The following is a 24,899-nucleotide window of genomic DNA, read 5'->3' on the forward strand; positions in this document are numbered from 1 at the left end:
GCCGCCTGTGCTTGCCCTATGCTAAGGGCACCAATCATGAGGGTTCTGTGATGTTCTATGTCGAGCGCAATGGCGAAGGCCAGCTTATGCGGGTCCAGCCAACAGAGTTTCCCGGCTATACCGAAACCCTGGCCGCCGACCATCTGGATATCCAGGCCTGGTTCAGTAGCGAGGCGGTGGAAACCAGCCTCAAGCAGTTGCGCCAAAGTGACTTGGACATGGTGCGGGTACTGGACGACCTGATCCAGCTGCTCACCAGCAAAGGCGTCATCCGCATCACCGACCTCCCGCCCGCTGCCCAGGCCAAGCTGCTCGACCGCACCCAGGCGCGCGAAGCCCTGGGGGGCTTGAGCCGTTTGATCAACGACGAAGAAACCGGCCTTATCTAAGCACCTCCGTGGGGAACCAGCGAAGCGAGTCAATCCGCGCAGCCTGCCTGCCGGACTCTCGCTTCGCTGTTTTCCTGTTGACAGCCAGCAGGCGCCTCTCCACGCACACCACCTATCACTCTGGCAATTTGTAACTATTGACTACACTGTAAGCTTGCTCGAATATTGATAGTTAGCAACCTATCAATCATGTGGTGCCTGTGAACACACTCGACAAGCTCCAGTTGAACGTCAGCAGCGGCCTGGTCGTCGCCGGTCGGCATTGGCGGCGTATCTGCCAGACGACCTTGGCCAACTACGGTATCTCCGAAGCGTGCGCGGTGCCTTTGCTGGTCATCGTGCGCCTGGGTGATGGGGTGCGCCAGGTTACGGTGGCCCAGGCCGCTGGCCTGGAAAGCCCTTCGCTGGTACGCCTGTTGGACCAGTTGTGCGCCCAGGGCCTGGTGATACGCACCGAAGATGCCACCGACCGGCGCGCCAAGGCCTTGAGCCTTACCGCCGAGGGTCGTAGCCTGGCCGAAGCCATCGAGGGCGAACTGGTAAGGCTGCGTCGCGATGTGCTCAAGAACGTGGAAAAAGCGGACCTGGAAGCCGCCCTGCGCGTGGTGCGGGCTTTCGAGGAAGCCGGGCAGGGGTCGGCCGTATGGGCATCCTGAAAGGCTTTTTCAGCGACCTGCCCCCTGCCCAGGACTGGTGGTACGGGGTGCGTACCTTCTGCGCTTCCATGCTGGCGCTGTACATTGCCTTGAAGCTGGAAATGCCGCGGCCGTACTGGGCCATGGCCACGGTCTATATCGTATCCAGCCCTTACGTAGGCCCAACCAGCTCCAAGGCCGTCTATCGCTTCCTGGGGACCTTGCTAGGGGCCAGCGCGGCCGTGCTGTTGGTGCCCTTGTTTGTCCAGGCGCCGGCCTTGCTGGCCATCGTGGTCGGCCTGTGGACCGGCACCTTGTTGTTCCTTTCCTTGCATCTGCGCACCGCCAATTTCTATGCATTGATGCTGGCCGGCTACACCATGCCGATGATCGCCCTGCCAGTGGTGGATAACCCCGCGGCCGTGTTCGACGTGGCTTCGGCGCGTACCCAGGAGATCTTCATCGGCATCGTCTGCGCGGCGGTGATTGGCGCGATCTTCTGGCCGCGGCGGCTGGCACCGGTGGTGTCCGGGGCGCTGGACAAATGGTTCAAGGAAGCCAGCGACTACAGCCTGCGTTATCTGTCGCGAAGCGTCAGCGCAGAGGAAGTGGCCCCGCTGCGGGCCTCCATGGTGGTGACCTTCAACTCCCTGGAGCAGATGATCGGCCAGCTTTCTCATGAAGGCGCTACGCCCCAGAGTGTGCGAAATCGCAAGGAGTTGCGCGGGCGGATGATTCATCTTCTGCCTGCCATCGATGCGCTGGATGACGCCCTGGTGGCCTTGGAGCGGCGCACGCCTGAGCTGGCGGCACGGATGGCTCCGATCCTGGAGCATGCCCAGCGCTGGGTGAGCGCCAGCGCCGACGCGCCTGGCGAAGCGGCCTGGCAGGCATTGCACGCGCAGATCGACCAGGCCCGCCCCGCCAACGAGGCGCTGGGCGACCGGCATAACCTGCTGCTGGCCAACGCGCTCTACCGGCTCGAAGAGTGGATCGATCTTTGGCAGGACTGTCGGACACTGCACGTAGCCATCGCCAGCGAACAGCGCCAGCCCTGGAAAGCCGTGTACCGGCACTGGCGCCTGGGCCGGCTGACGCCGTTCTTCGACCGAGGCCTGTTGCTGTATTCGGCGCTGTCCTCGGTGACCGCCATCATCGCCGCCAGCGCTATCTGGATGCTGACCGGGTGGGCCGATGGGGCCAGCGCCGTGGTGCTCGCCGCCGTGTCCTGCAGCTTCTTCGCCTCCATGGACGACCCGGCGCCGCAGATCTACCGGTTCTTCTTCTGGACCCTGGTGTCCGTGGTGCTGTCGGGCCTGTATTTATTCCTCGTGCTGCCCAACCTGCATGACTTCGCCATGCTGGTGCTGGCGTTCGCGGTGCCCTTTATCTGGATAGGCGCGCTGACGGTGCAACCGAAGTTCTATCTGGGCACCCTGCTTACCATCGTCAACAGCTCCACGTTCATCAGTATCCAGAGCCAATACGATGCGGACTTCATGAGTTTCATCAACGGCAATATCGCCGGCCCCGCCGGGCTGCTGTTCGCCTTCTGCTGGACACTTGTAGTGCGGCCTTTCGGCACCGAGGCGGCGGCGCGCCGGCTGACCCGCTTCGGCTGGAAGGACATCGTGCGGCTTGGCGAGCCCGGCACCTTGCAGGAGCACCGGCAGATGGCGGTCCGCCTGCTAGACCGGCTGATGCAACTGCTGCCGCGTCTGGGGCAGGTTGGCCAGGACACCGGCGGTGCCCTGCGCGATGTGCGAGTGGCCCTCAACCTGCTGGATATCCTGGCCTATGCGCGGCGCGTGGAGCCCTCAGCCCAAGCGTCGTTGCAGCAAGTCGTGGAGGAGGTCGCCGCTTATTTTTCGGCGTGCCTGAAGGCAGGGGAGCGCTTGCCAGCGCCCCTGGACATTCTCAAGACGCTGGATCGTGCCCGCCGTGGCCTGGGCAATAGCCTGGCGAGCGACGCCTGTCCCCATCTGCTGCTGGCCTTGAGTGGCCTGCGCCTGGCGCTGCTGCCGGGTACTGAAATGGTGGTGGAAGGCGAGCAGGCGCAAGAACAGCCTCCCTATGGTATCGATGGAGCGCCATTGTGATCGGTGAACTGGATATCGGCGGGATCTTCCTGCCGACCCTGCTAGGCATCATGGCCATCGCCTATGGGCTGTTCCTGGCGGTGCATGCCGTGCTCAACCGGCTGCATTTCTATCGCCTGGTGTGGCACCGGGCCCTGTTCAACATTGCCCTTTATGCCGTGCTGCTGAGCGCGGTGGACGTAATCTGCCGAAGCCTGATGACATGAAAAAACCCTTGTTGACCTTTGGCCGCCTCTTTCTCACTCTGATCGTGGTGGCGCTCGCCGTGGTGCTGGTATGGCGCATGGTGATGTACTACATGTTCGCGCCCTGGACCCGGGACGGGCATATCCGTGCCGATATCGTGCAGATCGCCCCGGACGTGTCCGGCCTGATCGAACAGGTGCCGGTGCATGACAACCAGTGGGTCAAGCGTGGCGATGTGCTGTTCACCATCGATCAGGACCGCTTCCACCTGGCCCTGCGCCAGGCCCAGGCAGGGCTGGCCGATCGCAAGGAAACCCTGGCCCAGGCGCAGCGTGAGAACAGGCGCAACCGGGGCCTTGGCAACCTGGTGGCCAAAGAGCAACTGGAAGAAAGCCAGTCCCGAGAAACCCGTGCCCAGGCAGCCCTGCTCGAGGCCCAGGTTGCGGTGGACGCCGCCCAGCTGAACCTGGATCGCTCGGTAGTGCGCAGCCCGGTCAATGGCTATGTGAACGATCGCGCTCCCCGGGAGCACGAGTTCGTCAGTGCGGGTCGCCCGGTGCTCTCGGTGGTCGATGCCGATTCCTTCCACATCGATGGCTATTTCGAAGAAACCAAGTTGCCTCATATCCATGTCGGCCAGGCGGTGGATATCCGCGTCATGGGCGACACGGCCCGTCTGACCGGGCATGTGCAGAGTATCTCCGCGGGTATCGAAGACCGCGACCGCAGCAGCGGTAGCAACCTGCTGCCCAACGTAAACCCTGCCTTCAGCTGGGTACGCCTGGCGCAACGTATCCCGGTGCGGATCGCCTTCGACCAGGTGCCGAAGGATTTCCGCATGATCGCCGGGCGTACCGCCACGGTGTCCTTGCTCGATGATGCGCGGGCAGCGGGACAGCCGGAGGCGGCGCAATGAACGGTCTGTGGCGAGCCCTGACGCTGACCGGTCTGGTGACCGGGCTAGTGAGCCTGGCGGCCTGCCAGACCGTGGGCCCGGACTATCACCTCCCAGCCAACGCGGCGCTGCAGCGTCCCGACCTGCAAGGCAATCTCGGTACCGACAACCCCAACGTAGTATCGGCGCCTGTGCCGAACGATTGGTGGCGGCTGTACCATGACCCGCGCCTGGATGCGCTGGTACGCCAGGCCCTGGCGTCCAACACCGACTTGCGTGTGGCGGCGGCGAATATTGCACGGGCACGCTACCAGACCGAGCAAGCCAAGGCGGAGGGCGGGTTCAATGCTAGTATCAGCGCCGAAGCCCAGCGCCTGCAGGAGTCGGGGCAGGCGTTTCTGCTTACCGAGAAGGTGCCGGTGGACAACATAGGCGCGGCCTCCATCAAGACGTCCTACCAGTTTGACCTCTGGGGCACGCTCAAGCGCGGCGTGGAAGCGGCCAATGCCAATGCCGACGCGGCCCAGGCCGCGGCCGATACCGCGCGCATCACGGTGGTGGCCGACGTAGTGCGGGCCTATACCCAGGTGTGCGCGGCCAATGAAGAGCGTGACATCGCCCTGCGCTCCCTGGAATTGCAACAGCAAGGGGTAGACTTGGCACAGCGCCTGCGTGACGCAGGGCGCGGTGATGAAACCCAGGTCACCCGCACCCAGACCCAATTCAAATCCCTGCGTGCCGAGCTGCCGCGCTACCAGGCCGAGCGCGCCGCGGGCCTGTATCGCCTGTCCATGTTACTCGCCAGGCCTGTGGAGCAATTGCCCGCCGGGGTAGGGGATTGCGCGGAACTGCCCCATATCGCCCAGCTATTGCCTGTAGGCGATGGCAGCAGCCTGCTCAAGCGCCGTCCGGACATCCGCCGGGCCGAGCGCCAGCTGGCCGCCGCCACAGCCCGTATCGGGGTTGCGACCGGCCAGCTGTACCCGGACATCAGTATCGGCGCCACTGTGGGTACCGTAGGGCTGTTGGAGGATCTGGGCGGGCCGGCCACCAACCGCTGGGGCTTCGGCCCGATGATCAGCTGGACGGTACCCACCAACGGCGCCCGCGCCCGTATCCGCGAAGCCGAGGCGGCCACTCAGGGTGCCCTGGCCAGTTTCGATGGGGTGGTGCTCAATGCCGTGCGCGAAGCGCAAACCAGCCTGTCGAGCTATGCCGCGGCCCTTGAGCGTCGCGATGCCCTGGCCGAAGCCGAACGCTCAGCCCACCAGGCCGCGGACCAGACCCATCAGTTCTACCTGGCCGGACGCCAATCCTTCCTGGAAGACCTCCAGGCCACCCGCACCTATACCAGCGCCCGCGCTCAGCTGGCCGAAGCCAACACCCAGGTCGCCATGCTCCAGATCGACCTCTTCCTGGCCTTGGGTGGCGGGTGGGAGCGGTAGCAACCGGCGAAGCGATGAACCCGATGGGAGCCTGCGAAGCTGACGAACTGTGCTCGATCAGAAAGCCTTTTCATCACCTCGCGGTTCAATCAATGGGGTCAGTTCACCCGGTGGGAGCCAGCGGAGCTGGCGAAGGTGGTATCACCGCAACAGACTGAACGCGCCCTTGGCGCCGCGCTTGATGCGTTCCAGCTCGCGGCTGACGGAAAAGGCCCCGGCTTCGCGCCGACGCCGGTTGAGTTGCACATTCACCGCCTTGGCATACAACCCCTGAAGCCGCTCTTGCAATTGCACCAAGCCAAAGGCGGGCTGGCCTTGGGGTAGCGCGGTCAGGATGAGGTCGGGCAGGTCCAGCAGCTGAGCGTTGTAGGCCAGGGCGTCGCCGGCGGCGCGGGCGGCCTTGCTACCATCGTCCAGGCTAAAGGCCGCGGGCCAGCTGCCAGCGGGTACCAGCCGATCGCCCTGGGTAAGGATCCCCAGTATCGCCGCTGGCTCGTGCTCAAGGTTCTCAGGCTTGGCGAACCACAGCTTGAGCCGCTCGCGGAACTGCTTGTCCAGGGCGCGGGCTGGCTGGTTGGCTTTCAAGGCCCAGATGATCAGATCACACTCGCACACTTCCTTGAACACCAAGGCGTCTACCGCTTCGCTGCCATCCAGCCCGGGAAGGTCGACCAGGCGAATGTTGGGCGCGCCTTCGATTGCACATTCGTACACGGCTACGCCATCAGTGGCGGGCAGGGCGCTGACTTCGGCATTCAGGCTGCCGGTGAGGGCATTGATCAGCGAGGACTTGCCAGCGCCCACCTGGCCGACCAGGCAGATGCGCACCGGGTCCAACGGTGGCGCCTTGCGAGCGTCGTCGCGTTCGGTGACGCGGGCCGCCTGGAGTTGATCGTCATCGAGACGGAAATGCCCGCCATACAGGTCGATGGCAGCCCTGAGCACTTCCAGCAACAGCAGGTACTTCAGACGATTCTGTAACTCGTCGCTAAGGCCACTGAACACCTCGCCTCGCAACTGCGTCAAGGCCTCCGCCACCAGGCCCTGGGGTGAAATCAGGCGCGCGGCCCGGTACAGGTTGAACGCCTTGCGAGCGAGCGGGCCATAGCGTTCCACCTGCTCGTTCAAGCTCAGCAAGGTCGACAGGCGCAAATGGTCGACACCCGGCACATGGGCTTTGAGCACGCGGCGGTAACGACGGCTGACCTGCTCGATGATGGCCAGCAGCTCGGGCGCGGTGAAGGCCCAGTGGGCCCGGCTGGATTGGGCATCATACCGGCTCGCCACCAGCCTCAACACGGCCAGACCCGTATGCGGGAGCTCCTGCCAAGGTACCTCTGCGGCCACCATGGCGCGCAGCTCCGGCATCAGCGCCTGCTGCACTTCACGGTCCTGAGGGCGCCAGTAGTCCGGGGTGCGCGGCGTCGCTTCGAGAGCTTCCCGTACCGCCGGCCCCATTTTCTGGCCGAACCGGCGGCGGGCCAGCAGCAGGCCCAAACTGCTCAGCAAGGTGCAAGCGATCAGCACCAGGATCAGGTGCAACACATAACCGTAACGGATCACGGCGTAAAGACCGAACCCGGCCAGTACCAACAGCGGCAGCACCACCGAGACCAGGGCATAGGGCATCACCCGGTCTGACAGCCGGGTCAGCGCGGCCAACCCACTAAAGGTTCTTTTCATCGCGAGCCACCGGAAGGATATGGTTGAAGGCGTTCTTGTAGAGCGCTTGCAGCTCCGCGGCGCTGATGCTTTCCCCACGGGACAGGCGATAGAAGTACAGGCAGGCTGCCCTGCCCAGGGCGTAGGTAAAGCCGTAGCTGGCGGCCGCCGCCGATGCGCTGCCTACCGTTTGGCCAACCACGGGAATCAGCTTCAGCAGCTGGCGCAGGCCAAGCCGTGAGGCGTAGTGCACACCGAAACCGGTGCCCAGGGCAGCAGCGAATTGCGCCAGCAAGCGCCGGTCATAAGCCAGGCCATATTGATTGGCGAGGCTGTGCAGCATCTTCAGTTGTACTGTTGGCACAGCCACCAGGCCAACGGCAGGGATGGCATCGGCAGCGCCCGCGGCCCCTGCGTACCAGATGACCTCCTTCTTCAGCCGCTGGAAGTTGCGCTCTTCCACATCGGCATGGGCCCGATGCTCGAACAGCTCGCCAAGGATCGGCAGCCGCTCGGCCAGCTTCTGCGTCAGGGCCTTCAGGCCATAGGGCCGGCCGTCCAGGTCGCCGAAGTCCACCGCCACGGCATCGACCTGTCCCCAGTTTTGCCGGACCTGCTCTTCATTACGAGCGATGCAACGTTCCCGTTCCGTCACGTCATCGATCTGCAATACGCCGGTATGTACTAGCAAGGCTTCCCGAACCTTGCCGGAGCGACGGATCTGCCTGAGCGCGGCGAGCACCTGGGACTGCTCTGGATCCTCGGCCTTCATGACCACGATCAGCGCATGGCTGGTGCGCTCGCAGTTGGCCAGGTCCTCGCGAGCGTCGTAGTCCGCTTCGGCCAGGCCCCGGGTATCCAGGAACGCCATCACTGGGGTTTCGGTAGGATAGGCATAGCGGACGGAGGTCAGGGTGCAAGGTCGGAACCCTGCTCCTACCTCGACACGGTCCAGGCCTGTGAGCGCCCGCACCAGCGATGATTTGCCCGCACCGGTCTTGCCCAGCAGCCACAACGTAGGCAGGTGCGCCTCGCTGCGCTGGAAAGCCTTTTCCAGCGAGGGGTTGGCCGCTGGGTTGAGGGTGCGGTAAACACGGTCGAGCAGGCTCATGAAGGTGCATTCCAGTGGGGCATGGACATTAGGCCCGTTGCGCTGGGAAAAAATCCTGGCACTTGGCAAGCGACTGTCCCGCCAAGACTCGCGAGGTTACCTGGGGCCTGCCGTCGCGGACAGGAAAACCTCTATTCCAAGGGGCTACGGGGTGTGCGGACCCTTTCCTACAGAAACTTAAGCCTCGCCTGATTCAGAGCGCTCGGGCGTGCGCTTTATAGTCCGGCTGAAACTCGCACAGAAGGACGCCATGGCATGTTCGACCACCGTCAGTACGTACCGGTGCTGAAATGGCGCCACGGGGAATACCAGGCCCTGGCTCGCGTCAGCGATCTGCTACGCAGCCGTATAACGCCACTGCTGGAGATCCCGGCCGAAGCCTGGGACCACGAAACGGCGCAGCCGCAGAAAAGCATCGACGACCACATCGAGCACTTCGGGCGACGCCTCATGGCCAACTGGGGCAGCCTGCCCTGCTTCGTGGACTCCTGCCACCTGCCGGCGGACGCGCTCTGCGCCAGCGGCATCCATCACTTCGAACGCCTGCTTGAGCTGGCGGCCCAAGCGGGCTGCCTGGCGCTACCGGTGACTGGGCTGAACCGACACTACCAATACCAGGCCGCCACCGCGCGTATCGTTCGTCGCCAGGGCCGAGGCCTTTGCCTGCGGTTGACCGGCGAAGACTACGATCGCCCGGAGCTGGCCGCTCAGGTAGGAGGCCTGCTGGCCTATATGGGTCTGGCCCCTGGCCAAGTGGACCTGATCCTGGACTTCCACCAGCATATAGCCCATTGCGCCACTGCCCAGGCCGGGCATGCCCAGGCCTTGCTCGAGCACACTCCCTTGCTGGCACGCTGGCGTAGCCTGACCTTGCTAGGGTCGGCCTTTCCGACCGAGACGGAGGAACAGATGCGGCCCTACCTGCAGGTCGCCCGGCGCTATGAGTGGCTGGCCTACAAGCAATTGTCCAGGCGCCTCGGGGAAACCCGGCGCCCCGCCTTCGGCGACTACAGCATCGCTCATCCGCTTACCGGACTGTCCGATCCGCGTCTGGAAAAGCCTCAGGCCATGATCGACTACACCGTGGCCGATGGCTGGCTGAGGGCCCAGCGAGGGCCGGTACGCCACGATGGGCACGACCAGTACCGAGAGCTTTGCCAGCAGGTGCTGACCTCCGGGCAATTCGACGGCGAGTGCTTTTCCTGGGGAGATGAATGTATCCAGCAATGCGCCGAGCTCGGCATTCCGGCTCAGGGGGCCGGCGGGTGGGCCGCGATCGGGCATAACCATCATTTCACCCGGGTAGTCCTTGAGCTGGCGAACTTTCATATGTCTTAGCGCTGCCCCCGGCGTTGCAGGGATTCTTCCGGAGCGAATGACCGAGTGATCTCACGTAGCAGATGTCTTCCATCCCGATTCATGAAAAGCTGTGCAGCTTCATTGCAAGGAGCATCCCGATCCATGAGCAAGATTCTCCCTACCGCGATCGGCGCGGTCATCGTCGCGGGCGCGGCCATCACCGGCATGGCCTGGTACACCGGTACCCAGGTCGAGCCCCTGCTGCGCCAGCAGGTCAGCGAAACGAACCAGCAGATCCAGGCGAGCCTAGCCGGGCAGCCGGTAAGCGCGAAGGTGGAGCTGACTAGGTTCGAGCGCCATCTCTTCAGCAGTACGGCGCATTTCGTCAACACCATTCAGGCGCCGGATTTCAATGGCGGCCAGCCTCTACAAATAGAGGCCACCGCGCAGATCGAGCACGGTCCCTTGCCGTGGTCCAGGGTGCGGGTATTCAAGTGGCTGCCGGTCATGGCTGCCATGGACTATCAACTGGTGCCTGGCGGTGAATTCAGCCAGCTGCTGAGCTTGCCGGAAGGTCAGGCGCCCATCACCGTCTACAGCGTGTTCGGCTACGGCCGTACCCTGGACACTGAGTTCCATGCCGTGCCGTTCAGATGGCAGAGCGGGCAGGGCGTACTGAGTTTCACCGGGCTGGAAGGCACGGGCAAGGGCACAATCGATGGCAAGAAGAACGAGGTGGACGCGCGTATCGCAAGCTTTACCTATACCTCCACCGATCCCGACGCTCCCGTCAACATCGAACTGAAGAACGTGAAGCTGCATACCGGCGGGATCAAGGGCGAGTCCGGTTTCTACCTGGGCAACACCAGCATGGAAACCGAACGGATGAGCGTCGGCTCCGGCGGTGAATCGGTGTTGGAAGTGACCGCATTGGCGGCCAATGGCAGCCTGGAAGAGCTTGAAGGCAAGCTCAAGGGTTTCGTCGACTATCGCTTCGGCTCTGCCACTGCCGCGGGTGAGGCCGTGGGAAGCGGGCAGATGCGCTGGGTGTTCGATAAGCTGGACATCCAGGCCAGCCGAGACCTGGCCAGGTTCTATCAGGAAGTGGTAGCCCCCCAGGCCGCCGAAGCCACCCAGGAGCATCGCCCGCTGCACCTGCAACTGACTGCGGAGCAACAAGCGGCCTGGCAGGCGAGCCTGCAGCGTCTTCTGCAAGGCAAGCCCCATGTGGAACTGCAGCCACTGGGTTTGAAGACCGCCTCCGGTGAAAGCCATCTCTCCCTAGCCTTGGACTTCACCGCTCCGGCCAACCCGAACGCCCCCGCACCGGAAGTGTTCCAGAACAGCCTCAGCCTCCTCGATGCTCGCCTGTCCCTGGCCAAGGGCACCTTGCGCGATCTCGCCATGCTCAAGGGCCGCCTGGAGGGCCAGACCGACGCCGCCATCCTGGCCCAGAACGGCGATGCCGCCGCGACCATGGTCGCCACCCTCGCAACGCTGCAAGGCCTGGCCAAGGCTGAAGGAGATGCCGTGGTCTCAACCTTGCGCTACGAGAACGGCAGCGTGGACTTCAACGGCCAGAAGATGACGCCCCAGGAATTCGCGGGTTTCCTGATGGCGGCGTTCGGGCAAAGGTGATGCGGTGATAGGCTTTTGGCGTCAGGCTGGAGTGTAGGAGACAAGGGACGGCCGGCCTACGAATGAGGCATATCCCTCGGGGGGACGGTTCAGGACCTGTTCGGAAGCTTCGTCCCTTTGGTCCACGCTTATAAGATATCCTTTAAGGAAACCTTATCGTACTTAAGATTTCATTATAAGAAATCTTAGCCGCCGGGGAGCGCTGTTAAGATTGCATTAAATGATATCTTATTACCTATAGGATGTCGGCTGGTATAACCTTATGAAAAGCTTTTTCCCTGTCCAAAGCGCCTCGCTGCTTTACCGTATAGGTCTTCTGGTGAAGGAGGCCCGTCTGCGCATGGGGATACGGCAGGCTGACCTGGCTGCTATGGCCGGGATTTCTCTTCGAGCGGTTCGTCACCTCGAGGGCGGGAAGCCTGAAGGGGTCTCGTTGCGCGATTTCATGCTCGCGCTATTTACTGTTGGTGTCTCTGACCGGGTTTTCCAAGCGCTGCTCGATGACCCTGCGCTTGATCTCGACTCTTTGGAAACCAACACGACCAAGCGAGTAAGACTGCCGCGTAGTAACCCGGAGGACTTCTAGTGTCACGCGCTTACATTTATATGGAATGTCCAGAAACGCGCGAGACCCTGACCTTGGGCAGACTGACCCTTGCAGGTGGTACGGGAACCTTCGTCTATGCGCCGGAAATCGTGGATGCCAGGCGTTGGGTGCCTGATCCGATACGATATCCGCTCTCCGCTCGACCTTTTCGGGTGCAGAAGAATGGGGGGGTTCCAGGGTTCATTGATGATGCGATGCCAGATGGTTGGGGAGAACGGCTGCTGCGCCGCACCCGAAAAGGAGAGCTCACTCCGATCCAGCTTCTGTTGTTATCTCCTAATGAGGATCGCGCCGGAAATATAATGGCTGGTGAAGATCGCACACCGAGGCCCGGTGTAGGCGAAAGGCCCATGAAAATGCTTGAAGCCAAAGGGCTCGATCACTTCATCGATGTTTGTGCTGCGATCTATGACAGCCAGCTGAGCGCTGAGCAGCTGGAAGCATTAAGAATACGAGATCAGCGCTCAGCTGTCGGCGGTGCCAGGCCCAAACGCACGTACCGTTTTGATCACAAGCTGATTCTTGCTAAGCCACGCGACAAATTCGATCACTACGATCTGCCTAAATTCGAGTATGCCTGCATGACTTTCGCGGCTAGTAAGGGCATGAATGTAGCCCGGACTGCGCTCTATCAAAGTGAGAAAGGCAACACGTTGCTAGTGGAGCGATTTGACAGAGAATGGTCAGAGGAAGATGCAAGGTTTCGGCGCATCCCGATGATGAGTGGCTTGACTCTTCTCGATGCCGAATGGCATGCGCAGCGCAACAACGGGTGGCTCTACGCGGCGCTCGCCGATGAGCTATACCGCAGAGGCGCGCCAGATTCTGATAGGCAAGAGCTCTACAGGCGTATGGCCTATAACGCTCTTGCAGGGAACAGTGACGATCATCCTCGCAACCACGCAGTGATCTGGCAGGAAGGGGCTTGGCGTCTTTCGCCTATGTATGACGTGCTTCCAATACTGGGAGAGGGACCTGCACAGAGGCTGTCGATGGCTGTTGGTATCGACGGTACCCTGCTAAGTCGAGCTAACCTGCTTAGCCAGCATAAGCATTTTGCACTGACGAAAGATGAGGCGGCGGGCATATTGGACGAGGTCGCTTCTTGGGGGCCGGAGCTGATAGAACACTATGCAAAGCACTTGGCTGGCGCTGAGCTGGATGCGGCGGTGGAGGCAACATGTAGCGAGAGACTACTGGCTTAGGGGCAACTGCGAAGGATTCTCCTGAGCGATGCTTGGTTCCCCGTCCGGCGCGCTAAAGAGCCCCTGCCTGCGAGTATCCGATCTCGAAACGCTTCAGTTTGTATATCCCTTCGGCTCTCAGGATTTCCCGGGGATAGCCTGATATACCAAGCGGCCGGTATGAGGGTAGATAGAAGAGATAGCCAGAAACGACAAAGCCCGCACGGGGCGGGCTCTGCGGGGCGTTTCATAGGCATCGGTAAACAACTAGAAACATTGATCTGGCGCACTCGGCGGGATTCGAACCCACGACCCCTGCCTTCGGAGGGCAGTACTCTATCCAGCTGAGCTACGAGTGCAACGCGGGCGCCATGATACCCATGTCTAGGGTGCCCGTCTATGCTGATAAGTCGCCCTGCGTTTCCGTAGCCCCGGTTCGCAGGCCTGGCGGGCCTGCTATCAGGGAATCCTCCACGCGATGTTCTTTTTTTCGAACAGCTATTGTCCTTTTCTTGCCCAGATCCTAGGATGCGTTTGAGATTTCAAACGCCCAAACGCTGGGCGCCCATCCGCCAACCTCAGGCTTCGCACGGGCGAGGCCAGCTTAGGGAGCCGACATGCAGCTCAAAGATGCCCAACTGTTCCGCCAGCAGGCTTATGTAGATGGTGCCTGGGCGGACGCCGACAGCGGCCAGACCATCAGCGTCAACAACCCGGCCACGGGTGAGATCCTGGGCAGCGTGCCGAAGATGGGCAAGGCTGAAACCCGCCGGGCCATCGAAGCGGCCGACCGCGCCCTGCCGGCCTGGCGCGCGCTGACGGCCAAGGAACGCGCCGCCAAGCTGCGCCGCTGGTACGAGCTGATGCTGGAAAACCAGGACGACCTGGGCCGCCTGATGACCCTAGAGCAGGGCAAGCCGCTGGCCGAGGCCAAGGGCGAGATCGCCTACGCGGCCTCGTTCCTGGAATGGTTCGCCGAGGAAGCCAAGCGCGTCTATGGGGATGTGATCCCTGGTCACCAGCCCGACAAGCGCCTGATCGTGCTCAAGCAGCCCATCGGCGTGACTGCGGCCATTACCCCCTGGAATTTCCCGGCAGCCATGATCACCCGCAAGGCCGGGCCAGCCCTGGCGGCTGGTTGCACCATGGTACTCAAGCCTGCTTCGCAGACCCCTTACTCGGCCTTGGCCCTGGCCGAGCTGGCCGAGCGCGCCGGCATTCCGAAGGGTGTCTTCAACGTGGTCACCGGCAGCGCGGGTGAAGTGGGCGGCGAGCTCACCGGCAACCCTACCGTACGCAAGTTGTCGTTCACCGGCTCCACCGATATCGGCCGCCAGCTGATGGCCGAGTGCGCCGCAGACATTAAGAAAGTTTCCTTGGAGCTGGGCGGCAACGCGCCCTTCATCGTGTTCGACGACGCGGACCTGGACAAGGCCGTGGAAGGGGCGATGATCTCCAAGTACCGCAACAACGGCCAGACCTGCGTCTGCGCCAACCGCATCTATGTACAGGATGGTGTCTACGACGCCTTCGCCGAGAAGCTCAAGGCGGCGGTGGCCAAGCTCAAGGTCGGTAATGGCCTGGAAGATGGCACCACCACTGGCCCGATGATCGACGAAAAGGCCGTGGCCAAGGTCAAGGAGCACATTGCCGATGCCGTGGGCAAGGGCGCCAGCGTGCTGACCGGCGGCGATGTCATCGAAGGCAACTTCTTCCAGCCGACCGTACTGCTGAACGTACCGGCCAGCGCGGCCGTGGCCAAGGAAGAAACCTTCGGCCCGCTGGCGCCGCTGTTCCGCTTCAAGGACGAGGCCGAGGTGATTGCCGCGGCCAACGATACCGAGTTCGGCCTGGCTTCATATTTCTACGCCAAGGACCTGAGCCGCGTCTTCCGGGTTGCGGAAGCCCTGGAATACGGCATGGTCGGAATCAACACCGGCCTGATCTCCAACGAGGTCGCGCCTTTCGGTGGCGTGAAAGCCTCCGGCCTGGGCCGTGAAGGCTCCAAGTACGGCATCGAAGACTACCTGGAAATCAAATACCTCTGCCTGAGCGTATAAGCGCGGGCAGCACTTACCCCGGGCATCCCGGCCGCTGGGCAGTCGATCATCGTATGCTGCCCCGCCGTGCCAGGTGCCCTGTTCTGATCCGCGCCGACGATGAGCGGCGCTCGAGGAGCTTTCCCATGAGCAAGACCAACGAATCCCTGATGCAGCGGCGCATGGCCGCTGTGCCACGTGGTGTCGGCCAGATCCACCCGATTTTCGCCGACCACGCCAAGAACTCCACTGTTACCGACGTCGAAGGCCGTGAATTCATCGACTTCGCCGGCGGCATCGCCGTGCTCAACACCGGTCACCTGCACCCCAAGATCGTCGCCGCGGTGGAAGCTCAGTTGCACAAGCTGACCCATACCTGCTTCCAGGTCCTGGCCTATGAGCCCTATGTCGAGCTGTGCGAAAAGATCAACGCCAAGGTGCCCGGCGACTTCGCCAAGAAGACTCTGCTGGTGACCACCGGCTCCGAAGCCGTGGAAAACGCCGTGAAGATTGCCCGAGCAGCCACTGGCCGCGCGGGCGTGATCGCCTTCACCGGCGGTTATCATGGCCGCACCATGATGACCCTGGGCCTGACCGGTAAGGTCGTGCCTTACTCGGCCGGCATGGGCCTGATGCCCGGCGGCATCTTCCGCGCCCAGTACCCGTGCGAGCTGCACGGCGTAAGCGTGGACGACAGCATCGCCAGCATCGAGCGCATCTTCAAGAACGACGCCGAGCCACGTGACATCGCCGCCATCATCATCGAGCCTGTGCAGGGCGAGGGTGGCTTCTATGTCGCGCCCAAGGCCTTCATGGCACGCCTGCGCGCCCTGTGCGACCAACACGGCATTCTGTTGATCGCCGACGAAGTGCAGACCGGCGCTGGCCGTACCGGCACCTTCTTCGCCATGGAGCAGATGGGCGTCGTGCCGGACCTGACCACCTTCGCCAAATCCATCGCCGGCGGTTTCCCCTTGGCCGGCGTGTGCGGCAAGGCTGAGATCATGGACGCCATCGCCCCAGGCGGCCTGGGCGGTACCTACGCCGGCAGCCCGCTGGGCTGTGCCGCGGCCCTGGCCGTGATGGAAGTGTTCGAGGAAGAAAAACTGCTGCAACGCTGCCAGGCAGTCGCTGAGCGCCTGACCGCTGGCCTGCGCGCAATCCAGGCCAAGCACCCAGTCATTGGCGACGTTCGCGGCTTGGGCGCGATGATCGCCGTCGAGCTGTTCGAAGGTGGCGACAGCCACAAGCCTAATGCCGCCGCTGTGGCCCAGGTCGTGGCCAAGGCGCGTGAGAAAGGCTTGATCCTGCTGTCATGCGGCACTTATGGCAACGTGTTGCGCATCTTGGTGCCGCTGACCGCGCCGGACGAGCAGTTGGATAAAGGCCTGGCCATTCTGGAAGAGTGCTTCGCCGAGCTGTAACGGCCCGAGCACGCCCGCGCTGAAGAGACCCGCCCCTAGAGGCGGGTTTTTTTTTTTGGGAAGCGCCCAAAGCCGCCCCTAAATGGGTAATGGTCGGGGTGGAAAGGGGCCCGGGGGATCTGCCGGTGGGCGGACCCCTTTACGCCCCCCCCCCCGCGCGCACTGTGGGGCTTTGGTGCCGCTGCCCGCGCGGGACGAGCAGTGGAAAAAGGCCCGGCCCATTCGGGAAGAGTGCTCCGCCGAGCTGAACCGGCCCGAGCACGCCCGCGCTGAAGAGACCCGCCCCTAGAGGCGGGTTTTTTACTTGGAGAAGCGCCAATAGCCGCCTATAAATGGCTAATGGTCGGGCTGAAATGGGCCCGTGGAGATCTGCCGATGGCCGAACCCTTGAACGCCTCCCCCCGCGTGCTCATTGCGGAATCCGAACCCTGGAGCAGGGACCTGCTGACTCAGCTGTTACTCAGCGTGCGCTGCGACGCCAAGGTGACCCTCTGCGAGAATGGCGCGCAGGCCTTGGCTGCGCTGGACGAGCCCGCGGACCTGATCATCGCCAGCCGTGAATTGCCCGGCACCGATGGGCTTGAATTGCTTCGGCAAGTCAGGCGAGGCGCGCGAGCGCCGGGGCTGCCGTTCATTCTGCTCAGTAGCCGGGGCGATAGCACCAGCGTGCGGGAAACCCTGGCCCTGACGCCCACTGCCTACCTGACCAAGCCGCTGAATTTCGAATCCTTGCGGGAGCGGTTGAGCAATCTGCTGTTGGAGGCCGGGGAAGCGGTAGTGTGCGAAGTACCGCCCGTCATGCCCGGGATCGAACTCGCCGACTTTCTCGAGATGCGCCGGGAAGCTTCCGATGGCGCGCCCATCATGACCGAGGTGTACGATGCCGTCGTGCGCAGCATCAAGGCACGTTCGCTCAACCTGCGCGCGCTTGAAGCAGAGATCCGTTCAGACCCGCAAGTGACCGCTGTCCTGCTGGCAGCCGCCAACAGCGCCGCCCGCCATCGCGAGGAACCCGCCAATACCCTCCTGCAAGCCCTGTCGCGGCTGGGTGCCAACCAAAGCATGAACCTCATTCTGGGGCTCGCGCTCAAGCGCAGCGCCCGGCTCGATGATCCCTTGCTGGCCGAATATGCCCAGGTGCATTGGAAGGGGTCGCTGGCTACCGCGGAACTGGCCCGAGCCCTGGCGCGGCAGCAGGGGATCGACGCCGAGCTCTGCTATTGTGCCGGGCTTCTGCATCGGCTGGGTGAATTGGCGCTGTTACGTACTCTGATGGAGTGGAAACTGGCCGGAGGCTCCTTGCAGCCTGCTCAGGTAGAGGCCTCGCTGCAGCGCTTCGGGGCGAACTTCGGTTCGGCCCTGCGGGCGCGCTGGCGGTTGCCGCACGATCTGCGGGACCTGATCGCCTCGGTGTATGCCTTGATGGGGGTATACGGCAGGCCTGCGTTGGTGATGAATATCGCGGGGCAACTGGCGAACCTGCCCGCCGAAGAAGACGTCACGGCCGTAGCTCAAGGCAAGGCTGCCCGACTGCTGGGGCTGGATGCCGCCCATCTTGCCGGGCTGCGCAAGGCGGCAGGATCGCCTCGCCCGGCGGCGCCCACGGCCGGCTGACCTGGCCCTCAGGCCATGATGATCTGGTTCTTGCCCTGGCGCTTGGCCTGGTACATGGCCGCGTCCGCGCGCGAGTAAAGGTTGTCCAGCGCTTCGTCGTCCGGCTTGAGGTTGGTCAAACCCTGGCTGACAGTCACGCCGTAGGTCTTGTCGCCGCTGCTGAAGCTCAGCCGTTGCACCTCGCGCTGCAAGCGCTCGGCGATCTGGCGGGCCATCTCCGGGGCGCAGCCTGGGAATACGGCGGCGAACTCCTCGCCACCGATACGTCCGAACAGGTCGCCACGCCTCAGCGCCGCCTTGCCACTTTCGGCGATACGCTGCAGCACCAGGTCACCGTCCTGGTGGCCGTAAGTGTCGTTGATCATCTTGAAGTCATCGATGTCCAGGAGCAGAAACGCCATGGGCGTGTCGTTGAGCCTCGATTGTTCAAACTCGCGATGGGCGCACTCGAAGAAGTGGCGACGGTTGCTGCTCTGGGTCAGCACGTCGGTAGTGGCCAGGCGTTGAAGCTCCCCTTCCAGATGCTTCTTTTCGGTGATGTCTTCAGCAATGCCGACAACGATCACCCGCTGCCCGGACTCGGGGCGGTGGCTGATGAAGCATTTGTCGCTCAGCCAGCGGATCTGCCCGTCGGCACGAATGATCCGGTATTCCCGGTCTTCGATGGAGCCCTTTTCCAGCACCTCGGCACGGCTTCGCTCGGCATAGTCCAGGTCATCGGGGTAGATGCTGTCTCGCCATTCGTTATAGTCGGCCAGCAGCAGCCCGGCGGAGCGGCCAAAGATGCGTTCGTAGGCAGGGCTGACGTAGATCATCTGCTGGGTTTCCCAGTCGAACGCCCATAGCACGGCGTTGACACTGACCAGCAGCGAACTGAAGAGCTCCTCGCGTTCCTTGAGACGTGCGACTTCGCCTTGAGCATGCATGAGGGCAAGAAGGGTTTCCGCGGCTTCCGGAACCTGCTCGAGCGATGTGGACGGAGCTTGAATGTTGACCATCACGGCTTCTTTCGGGACGCGTCGAGGTGGGCCCACCGGCAGGTGGCCATGGCTCGCTGCACCAGCGAGCATGTGGCTCTGATCGAATTTGGCCGTGAAAGTTCAGCCGCCGTATCGCTTAAGGATCCTAAAATTCTTACTTAAAACTTTTAGATCTAGATGCATTCTTAAATATTATTTTTGAGAATAAATGGCAGATCTTATAGTCCACCTACGTCAGGCAACTTGCCGGCGCTCTCCCCGAGCATAGCCACCGAGCCAGGAGCACCCCATGAGCGCACCTTTGCGTAGCGTCGATAGTCAGGATGAAACGGCAATCCTTAGAGAAATCCAGAGCGCCTTGCGTGACCTTCGTTTCGGCGCGGTAGAGATTACGGTGCATAACGCCCAGATCGTGCAGATCGAGCGCAAAGAGAAATTTCGCCTGCAACATGCCAATCAGAAGCCAAGCTGACCCTTGACCCGACCGGACCCCCGAAGGGCGCCACATGGGCTGCCGACAGCGAACCAACCCCTTCTGTGGGTCGCCTTATCAGCAGTGCCAGCGCGCCATAAGAAAAAACGCCAACTCGAGTCGTCTTCAGGAGCACACCCATGTTCATCCGTCGTTACGCGCTGGCTGCCCTCACGGCCGCGTTGTTCGCAGGTTCTGCCGTCGCCAAGGACTACGAACTGCTCAATGTGTCCTACGACCCCACCCGTGAGCTGTATCAGGAATACAACGCTGAGTTCGCCAGCTTCTGGAAACAACAGCATCCGGGCGACACGGTAAGGATCCAGCAGTCCCATGGTGGGTCAGGCAAACAGGGGCGCTCTGTCATCGACGGGCTTCGCGCGGATGTGGTTACCCTTGCACTGGCCGGGGACATCGACGAAATCGCCAACCTCGGCAAGCTGTTGCCCACCGATTGGCAGAAGCGTTTGCCAGAGGCCAGCACGCCCTATACCTCCACCATCGTGTTCCTGGTGCGCAAAGGCAACCCCAAGGGCATCAAGGATTGGGATGACCTGGTCAAGGATGGCATATCGGTGATCACGCCCAATCCCAAGACGTCCGGCGGCGCGCGCTGGAACTTCCTGGCGGCCTATGCCTATGGCCTGAAGGCCAACAATGGGGATGAGGCCAAGGCCAAGGCCTATGTACAGCAGCTGTTCAAGCACGTTCCTGTACTGGACACCGGCGCTCGCGGCTCCACCATCACCTTCGTCAACAATGGCCAGGGCGACGTGCTGCTCGCCTGGGAAAACGAAGCGCATCTGGCCCTGAAAGAAGACGGGGGCGCCGACAAGTTCGACATTGTGGTGCCGTCGCTTTCCATCCTTGCCGAACCACCGGTGGCGGTGGTGGACAAGAACGCGGAAAAGAAAGGCACGGTGGACGTGGCCACCGCTTATCTCGAGCATCTGTACAGCCCCGCTGGGCAGGAGATCGCCGCCAGGAACTTCTATCGGCCGCGCAATCCTGAGGTGGCGAAGAAATACGCCAGCACCTTCCCCACGCTCAACCTGGTGACTATCGACAAAGACTTCGGCGGCTGGAAAACTGCTCAACCCAAGTTCTTCAGCGATGGCGGGATCTTCGACCAGATCTACCAGGCTCAGTAAACCCTAAAGGTATGGCAAGCAGCCCGGGATCGTTCCCGGGCTCGTTGCGTTCACACAAAGGACTTCTATGTCGCGCCGTATTTCCCCCGTCATACCCGGCTTCGGGCTGACGCTGGGCTACACGCTGGTCTACCTCAGCCTTATCGTGCTGATTCCCCTTGCCGCCATGTTCGTACATGCCGCACAGCTGAGCATGGAGCAGTTCTGGGCGGTCGTCAGTGCCCCTCGGGTCATGGCCGCGCTCAAACTCAGTTTCGGTACCGCGCTCTATGCCGCCGTGATCAACGGCGTCATCGGTACCTTGCTGGCCTGGGTACTGGTGCGCTACAGCTTCCCGGGACGGCGCGTCATCGATGCCATGATCGACCTGCCCTTTGCCTTGCCCACCGCCGTGGCGGGCATCGCTCTGACGGCCCTGTACGCGCCGAACGGCCTGGTGGGGCAACTCGCCACGGACCTGGGTTTCAAGATCGCCTACACCCCGCTGGGTATCACCCTGGCCCTGACCTTCGTCACCTTGCCCTTCGTAGTGCGCACCGTGCAGCCAGTACTGGCTGACATCCCGCGTGAGGTGGAAGAAGCCGCCGCCTGCCTGGGCGCGCGTCCTTGGCAGGTGTTTCGTCACATTCTCGCTCCGGCCTTGCTACCCGCCTGGCTGACGGGTTTCGCACTGGCATTCGCCCGAGGGGTCGGGGAATACGGCTCAGTGATTTTCATCGCCGGCAACATGCCGATGAAGACCGAGATCCTGCCCTTGCTGATCATGGTCAAGCTCGACCAGTACGACTATACCGGCGCTACCGCCATCGGCGTCTTGATGCTGGTGGTCTCGTTCATTCTGCTGTTGCTGATCAACCTGCTTCAGCGTCGCATCGAAACCCCTTGAGGAAGCCGCATGTCCCGTTCGACCGTTTCGGCCGCGCAGGCGGCCAATGCTGCCCGGCGCGGTAGCCCTTGGGCGCGACGTACCCTGATCACCCTCGCCTGGCTGATCTTCGTCCTGTTCCTCCTGCTGCCGTTGTTTATCGTTGTCTCCCAGGCACTCAAGGAAGGCGCGGGCACATTTTTCAGCGCCATTCTGGAGCCCGACGCCTTGAGCGCGCTCAAGCTGACCGTGCTGGCCGTGGCGATCTCGGTGCCGCTGAACCTGGTATTCGGCGTGAGCGCGGCCTGGTGTGTGAGCAAATACGAATTCCGGGGTAAAAGCCTGCTGGTCACCTTGATCGACCTGCCGTTCTCGGTATCCCCAGTGATCGCCGGCCTGGTCTATGTGCTGATGTTCGGCGCGCGCGGCTTGCTGGGGCCTTGGTTGTCGGACCATGACATCCAGATTGTTTTCGCCCTGCCAGGCATCGTGCTGGCCACCATCTTCGTGACCGTGCCGTTCGTGGCGCGAGAGCTGATTCCGCTGATGCAGGAACAAGGCACTCAGGAAGAAGAGGCCGCCAGGTTGCTGGGCGCCAATGGGTGGCAGATGTTCTGGCATGTGACCCTGCCCAATATCAAATGGGGCCTTATGTATGGGGTAGTGCTCTGCACCGCTCGTGCCATGGGCGAATTCGGCGCGGTGTCGGTGGTGTCCGGGCACATTCGTGGTGTGACCAACACCCTGCCGCTGCACGTGGAAATTCTCTACAACGAATACAACCATGTGGCTGCCTTCAGCGTGGCCAGCCTGCTACTGGCCCTTGCCCTGTTCATCCTGCTGCTCAAGCAGTGGAGTGAAAGCCGCCTTGACCGCCTGCGCCATAGCGCCGCGGAGGAATAATCCATGTCGATCGAAGTCCGTAATGTCAGCAAGCGCTTCAACCAGTTCCAGGCGTTGAACACTATCGACCTGCACATCCGTAGCGGCGAGCTGGTGGCGCTACTGGGCCCCTCCGGCTGTGGCAAAACCACCTTGCTGCGCATCATCGCCGGGCTGGAAACCCCTGATCAGGGAAGCATCGTCTTCCATGGGGAGGATGTGTCCGGGCATGACGTACGGGACCGCAATGTAGGTTTTGTCTTTCAGCATTACGCGCTCTTCCGTCACATGACGGTGTTCGATAACGTCGCCTTCGGCCTGCGCATGAAGGCGCGCGGCCAGCGCCCCAGTGAAGCTCGGATCGCTGAAAAGGTGCATGAGTTGCTGAACATGGTGCAGCTGGATTGGCTCGCCGATCGCTACCCTGAACAGCTGTCAGGCGGTCAGCGGCAGCGCATCGCCCTGGCCCGCGCCTTGGCGGTGGAGCCGAAGGTGCTCTTGCTGGACGAACCCTTCGGTGCCCTCGACGCCAAGGTGCGCAAGGAGCTGCGGCGCTGGCTGGCGCGCCTGCACGAGGAAATCAACCTGACCTCGGTGTTCGTTACTCACGATCAAGAAGAGGCCATGGAGGTTGCCGATCGCATTGTGGTAATGAACAAGGGCGTGATTGAGCAGATCGGCTCGCCTGGTGAAGTCTACGAACATCCGGCCAGCGACTTCGTGTATCACTTCCTGGGCGATTCCAACCGCTTGTACCTGGGCCAGGAGCAGCCTCTGCAATTCCGGCCCCATGAGATTTCCTTGTCGCGGCTGGGGGTAGACGCGCACCATCCGGCCCAAGTGCGCGACATCCGCCCCTTGGGCGCGACCACGCGTATCACGCTGAAGGTGGAAGGCCAGGATGAGCTGATCGAGGCGGAGGTGGTGAAGGACCATGACAGCCTGGCGGGGCTGAACCGCGGAGATACCCTATTCTTCGCGCCCAAGGGACGCGTGCCCATGAACTGAACCTGCTAAGCAGCAGGAGCCGGATGCAGCTCGAGAACGGCCTTGCACTGCATCCGCGAGCTTCATCCGTCACACGGCATCCTTTCTACCGATCGGATGCCGCCCTACAGACGTGAACCGTTAGGCTTCGGTCTCCATCCGCTCCCTGAGCTCTTCTCCCAGCCCCAGCAGGAAGCCGAACTCCACTACCACGAACAGCGGACCAATGACCAACCCACTGACGTCATCCATGAAGGCCGGCTTGCGCCCTTCATAATGGTGACCCAGGAACTGCATTGCCCACCCGATCACGAACATGCCTATTCCCAGTGTCAGCCAGCTGGCCGTGGAGAGCGACGCTACCGTGTGGCCGAACCAGAGACTCAGCGCCAGTAGCATCGCCATCAATAGGCCCAGCTGCCTGTCCAGGCGCAGGTAGAACGCTCCACTGGCCAGGGCCACCAATAAGGCGGGAGAAATGCCGTGCCAGTCTGGCCGCGACAAAAGCGCCGCCACTGCCAGGACAATGAAAGGGATGCCCACGAAATGAGTAGCGACGTTGCGCGGATCTTGGTGATAGGCGGCGTATTGGCTCAGGTGTTGCGTCAGCGTCTTCACGGTTAGCATCCCTAGTTATTATAAATAGCTTCTTATTCCTTAACGCGAATAAGGCCGCTCCTTATACTTCTCCACATGTAAGCAGACAGGGCCAGGAGTTGCCATCATGCGCACCGATTCCATCCGCTACCTTATCGTCCCCGGTTGGCAAGGCTCGCCCGATGGACACTGGCAGCACCATTGGCATGACACCTTGCCCAACAGCGAGTGGCTGGAACAGGCAGACTGGAACCACCCGCAAAAAGATCACTGGGTCAGCAGCCTGGACCACGCCATCGCCAGCACCAGCAAGCCCACAGTGCTCATTGCCCATAGCCTGGGCTGCATTACCGTAGCGCATTGGGCCGGCCAGGCGCCGCTTGCGCGGGTCGGTAGGGTACAGGGCGCGCTGCTGGTGGCACCGGCGGACGTGGAGCGGCCCAATCGTCCCTCGCCCTTGGCTGATTTCGCGCCCGTTCCAAGACAGCCATTGCCCTTCCCAAGCCAGGTCGTGGCCTCGGACAACGATCCTGCCGCCTCGGTCGCCCGAGCATTGGAGATGGCCAGGGATTGGGGCGCCGAGGCAGGCATCCTCAGCGGGGCGGGGCATATCAATGTGAAATCCGGCCACCACCGCTGGGATCAAGGCTTCGCCTATCTCTACCGCTTGCAGAGCCGCGCGCAGCGAAACGGCTTGCGCCGTGCCTGAGCCTAGCCTGCGTGGCCTCGGGCAGCCAG

The 24,899-nt window shown here is 62.4% G+C and carries 23 protein-coding genes and 1 tRNA gene; 19 read left to right on the top strand and 5 right to left on the bottom strand.

Going from position 1 to position 24,899, the window contains the following annotated elements; all coding sequences use genetic code 11:
• Positions 1-50 precede the first annotated feature (50 nt).
• From BN1188_RS01530 to BN1188_RS01555, 6 genes are all read left to right on the top strand, one after another.
• Entirely contained in the window at positions 51-389 is a 339-nt protein-coding gene (locus BN1188_RS01530) for a hypothetical protein (protein WP_040259425.1), read from the top strand.
• Positions 390-589: 200 nt separating this feature from the next.
• Positions 590-1,045: a MarR family winged helix-turn-helix transcriptional regulator gene (locus BN1188_RS01535; protein WP_408633551.1), complete on the top strand. Its 456-nt coding sequence runs from the start codon at positions 590-592 to the stop codon at positions 1,043-1,045.
• Entirely contained in the window at positions 1,042-3,123 is a 2,082-nt protein-coding gene (locus BN1188_RS01540) for an FUSC family protein (protein WP_040259841.1), read from the top strand. Before BN1188_RS01535 ends, BN1188_RS01540 begins: the two co-directional genes overlap by 4 nt.
• Entirely contained in the window at positions 3,120-3,329 is a 210-nt protein-coding gene (locus tag BN1188_RS01545) for a DUF1656 domain-containing protein (protein ID WP_040259428.1), read from the top strand. Before BN1188_RS01540 ends, BN1188_RS01545 begins: the two co-directional genes overlap by 4 nt.
• Positions 3,326-4,225: an efflux RND transporter periplasmic adaptor subunit gene (locus BN1188_RS01550; protein WP_040259429.1), complete on the top strand. Its 900-nt coding sequence runs from the start codon at positions 3,326-3,328 to the stop codon at positions 4,223-4,225. The genes BN1188_RS01545 and BN1188_RS01550 overlap by 4 nt, the downstream gene beginning before the upstream one ends.
• The gene (locus BN1188_RS01555; RefSeq protein WP_040259431.1) at positions 4,222-5,649 is read left to right on the top strand and encodes an efflux transporter outer membrane subunit; all 1,428 of its coding nucleotides are present in this window, start codon (positions 4,222-4,224) and stop codon (positions 5,647-5,649) included. The genes BN1188_RS01550 and BN1188_RS01555 overlap by 4 nt, the downstream gene beginning before the upstream one ends.
• 141 nt (positions 5,650-5,790) lie before the next feature.
• Here the strand turns inward: BN1188_RS01555 and BN1188_RS01560 are convergent, their stop codons facing one another.
• Together BN1188_RS01560 and BN1188_RS01565 are read right to left on the bottom strand one after the other, a co-directional pair.
• Positions 5,791-7,332: a GTPase family protein gene (locus BN1188_RS01560; RefSeq protein ID WP_084596124.1), complete on the bottom strand. Its 1,542-nt coding sequence runs from the start codon at positions 7,330-7,332 to the stop codon at positions 5,791-5,793.
• Positions 7,316-8,422 carry a YcjF family protein gene (locus BN1188_RS01565; RefSeq protein ID WP_040259433.1) on the bottom strand — a complete coding sequence of 369 codons (1,107 nt, stop codon included), beginning with the start codon at positions 8,420-8,422 and terminating at the stop codon, positions 7,316-7,318. Before BN1188_RS01565 ends, BN1188_RS01560 begins: the two co-directional genes overlap by 17 nt.
• A gap of 255 nt (positions 8,423-8,677) precedes the next feature.
• Between BN1188_RS01565 and BN1188_RS01570 the strand changes: the two genes are divergently transcribed.
• The 4 genes from BN1188_RS01570 (at position 8,678) to BN1188_RS01585 (ending at position 13,171) form a co-directional block, all read left to right on the top strand.
• Positions 8,678-9,760 carry a beta family protein gene (locus BN1188_RS01570; RefSeq protein WP_040259434.1) on the top strand — a complete coding sequence of 361 codons (1,083 nt, stop codon included), beginning with the start codon at positions 8,678-8,680 and terminating at the stop codon, positions 9,758-9,760.
• Between the two features lie 123 nt (positions 9,761-9,883).
• A complete protein-coding gene (locus BN1188_RS01575) occupies positions 9,884-11,359 on the top strand; it encodes a YdgA family protein (protein ID WP_040259435.1) in 1,476 nt (491 codons plus the stop codon).
• A gap of 262 nt (positions 11,360-11,621) precedes the next feature.
• Positions 11,622-11,945 (top strand): helix-turn-helix domain-containing protein, encoded by a 324-nt coding sequence (locus BN1188_RS01580; RefSeq protein ID WP_040259436.1) that lies wholly within the window; start codon positions 11,622-11,624, stop codon positions 11,943-11,945.
• Positions 11,945-13,171 carry a type II toxin-antitoxin system HipA family toxin gene (locus tag BN1188_RS01585; protein WP_040259437.1) on the top strand — a complete coding sequence of 409 codons (1,227 nt, stop codon included), beginning with the start codon at positions 11,945-11,947 and terminating at the stop codon, positions 13,169-13,171. Before BN1188_RS01580 ends, BN1188_RS01585 begins: the two co-directional genes overlap by 1 nt.
• A 261-nt stretch (positions 13,172-13,432) precedes the next feature.
• On the opposite strand, the gene BN1188_RS01590 is transcribed toward BN1188_RS01585, so the two are convergent.
• A tRNA-Arg gene (locus tag BN1188_RS01590) sits at positions 13,433-13,509 on the bottom strand.
• A 258-nt stretch (positions 13,510-13,767) separates the two neighbouring features.
• Between BN1188_RS01590 and gabD the strand changes: the two genes are divergently transcribed.
• The 3 genes from gabD to BN1188_RS01605 all read left to right on the top strand — a co-directional run bounded on the left by gabD (position 13,768) and on the right by BN1188_RS01605 (position 18,227).
• Positions 13,768-15,210 (top strand): NADP-dependent succinate-semialdehyde dehydrogenase, encoded by a 1,443-nt coding sequence (gene gabD, locus BN1188_RS01595; protein ID WP_040259439.1) that lies wholly within the window; start codon positions 13,768-13,770, stop codon positions 15,208-15,210.
• Between the two features lie 125 nt (positions 15,211-15,335).
• Positions 15,336-16,613 carry a 4-aminobutyrate--2-oxoglutarate transaminase gene (gene gabT / locus BN1188_RS01600; RefSeq protein ID WP_040259440.1) on the top strand — a complete coding sequence of 426 codons (1,278 nt, stop codon included), beginning with the start codon at positions 15,336-15,338 and terminating at the stop codon, positions 16,611-16,613.
• Positions 16,614-16,988: 375 nt separating this feature from the next.
• Positions 16,989-18,227 (top strand): HDOD domain-containing protein, encoded by a 1,239-nt coding sequence (locus BN1188_RS01605; RefSeq protein WP_052469111.1) that lies wholly within the window; start codon positions 16,989-16,991, stop codon positions 18,225-18,227.
• 8 nt (positions 18,228-18,235) lie between these two features.
• Here the strand turns inward: BN1188_RS01605 and BN1188_RS01610 are convergent, their stop codons facing one another.
• A complete protein-coding gene (locus BN1188_RS01610; protein ID WP_040259441.1) occupies positions 18,236-19,225 on the bottom strand; it encodes a GGDEF domain-containing protein in 990 nt (329 codons plus the stop codon).
• A gap of 271 nt (positions 19,226-19,496) precedes the next feature.
• Here BN1188_RS01610 and oscA point away from each other — a divergent pair, with 271 nt between their 5' ends.
• From oscA to BN1188_RS01635, 5 genes are all read left to right on the top strand, one after another.
• Complete coding sequence (gene oscA, locus BN1188_RS01615) at positions 19,497-19,679, top strand: sulfur starvation response protein OscA (protein WP_040259442.1); 183 nt, start codon at positions 19,497-19,499, stop codon at positions 19,677-19,679.
• Between the two features lie 140 nt (positions 19,680-19,819).
• Entirely contained in the window at positions 19,820-20,830 is a 1,011-nt protein-coding gene (locus BN1188_RS01620) for a sulfate ABC transporter substrate-binding protein (RefSeq protein WP_040259443.1), read from the top strand.
• A gap of 67 nt (positions 20,831-20,897) precedes the next feature.
• Positions 20,898-21,716, top strand: a complete 819-nt coding sequence (cysT, locus tag BN1188_RS01625) for a sulfate ABC transporter permease subunit CysT (protein ID WP_040259444.1) — start codon at positions 20,898-20,900, stop codon at positions 21,714-21,716.
• Between the two features lie 9 nt (positions 21,717-21,725).
• Complete coding sequence (gene cysW, locus BN1188_RS01630) at positions 21,726-22,598, top strand: sulfate ABC transporter permease subunit CysW (RefSeq protein ID WP_040259445.1); 873 nt, start codon at positions 21,726-21,728, stop codon at positions 22,596-22,598.
• 3 nt (positions 22,599-22,601) lie between these two features.
• Positions 22,602-23,585 (top strand): sulfate/molybdate ABC transporter ATP-binding protein, encoded by a 984-nt coding sequence (locus BN1188_RS01635; protein WP_040259446.1) that lies wholly within the window; start codon positions 22,602-22,604, stop codon positions 23,583-23,585.
• Positions 23,586-23,705: 120 nt separating this feature from the next.
• Here the strand turns inward: BN1188_RS01635 and BN1188_RS01640 are convergent, their stop codons facing one another.
• On the bottom strand, positions 23,706-24,182 hold the full coding sequence (locus tag BN1188_RS01640; protein ID WP_040259843.1) for an Mpo1 family 2-hydroxy fatty acid dioxygenase: 477 nt from the start codon (positions 24,180-24,182) through the stop codon (positions 23,706-23,708).
• A 106-nt stretch (positions 24,183-24,288) separates the two neighbouring features.
• Here BN1188_RS01640 and BN1188_RS01645 point away from each other — a divergent pair, with 106 nt between their 5' ends.
• Positions 24,289-24,870, top strand: a complete 582-nt coding sequence (locus BN1188_RS01645; protein WP_040259447.1) for an RBBP9/YdeN family alpha/beta hydrolase — start codon at positions 24,289-24,291, stop codon at positions 24,868-24,870.
• Positions 24,871-24,899: the final 29 nt, after the last annotated feature.

The organism is Pseudomonas massiliensis (assembly GCF_000826105.1).
Classification (GTDB): Bacteria; Pseudomonadota; Gammaproteobacteria; order Pseudomonadales; family Pseudomonadaceae; genus Aquipseudomonas; species Aquipseudomonas massiliensis.